At 71.6% G+C, this 1,345-nt stretch carries 1 protein-coding gene; it reads right to left on the bottom strand.

The annotated features are described in order from the left end of the window. The coding region (locus tag ACUN9U_RS18265) for a CoA-acylating methylmalonate-semialdehyde dehydrogenase (RefSeq protein ID WP_445486421.1) at positions 1–1,345 on the bottom strand (1,345 nt) is incomplete at both ends.

Raw genomic sequence — 1,345 nt, forward strand, 5'->3', positions numbered from 1 at the left:
TGGTGACGACCTTGCCGCGGGTGAAGAAGTGCACCCCCTCCACCCCGTGGGCGTGGGTGTCACCGAACAGGGAGTTCTTCCACCCCCCGAAGGAGTAGTACGCCATCGGCACCGGCACCGGCACGTTGATCCCGATCATCCCGACGCTCACCTCGTTGGCGAACCGCCGCGCGGCACCACCGTCGTTGGTGAAGATCGCCACGCCGTTGCCGTACGGGTTGGCGTTGACCAGGTCCACGGCGTCGGTGTAGGAGTCCACGCGCAGCACGCTGAGCACCGGGCCGAAGATCTCCTCGGTGTAGGCCCGCGACGTGGTCGGCACCCGGTCCAGCAGGGTGGGGCCGAGGAAGAAGCCCTGGTTGTCCGCACCACCGTCCGCGTCCGGGGTCACGGTGCGCCCGTCCACGACGACGTCGGCGCCGTCGGCGGCGGCCACGTCGATGTAGGAGGCGACCTTGTCGCGGTGCACCCCCGTCACCAGGGGGCCCATGTCGCAGGAGCGGCGGCCGTCACCGGTGCGGATCTTCCCGGCGCGGTCGGCGATCTTGGCGACGAGCTCGTCGGCGATGCCGCCGACGGCGACCAGCGCCGAGATGGCCATGCACCGCTCCCCGGCCGACCCGAAGCCGGCGTTGACCGCGGCGTCGGCGGCCAGGTCCAGGTCGGCGTCGGGCAGCACCACCATGTGGTTCTTCGCACCCCCCAGGGCCTGCACGCGCTTGCCGGCCGCGGTGCCGCGCTCGTAGACGTACTTCGCGATCGGGGTGGACCCCACGAAGGAGACCGAGGCGACGCCCGCGTGGTCCAGCAGGCCGTCCACGGCGACCTTGTCGCCCTGCAGCACGGTGAAGACGCCGTCGGGCAGCCCGGCCTCCTTCCACAGCTGGGCGATGAACAGCGCCGCGGAGGGGTCCTTCTCGCTGGGCTTGAGCACCACGGTGTTGCCCGCGGCGATGGCGACGGGGAAGAACCACATCGGGACCATCGCGGGGAAGTTGAACGGGCTGATGACCGCGACCACGCCCAGGGGCTGGCGCACCGAGTGCACGTCCACAGCCGTGGAGGCGTTCTCCGTGAAGCCGCCCTTGAGCAGGTGGGGGATGCCGCAGGCGAACTCCACCACCTCCTGGCCGCGGGCGACCTCCCCGGCGGCGTCGGAGAGCACCTTGCCGTGCTCGGCGGTGATGATCGCGGCCAGCTCGGGGGCGCGGGCGTTGAGCAGCTCCCGGAAGGCGAACAGGACCTGGGTGCGCTTGGCCAGGGAGGTGTCGCGCCAGGCGGGGAACGCCTTCGTGGCGGAGGCGACCGCGGCGTCCACGTCGGAGGGCTCGGCGAGCACCACCTG

The sequence above is a fragment of the Quadrisphaera sp. KR29 genome (assembly GCF_052644995.1).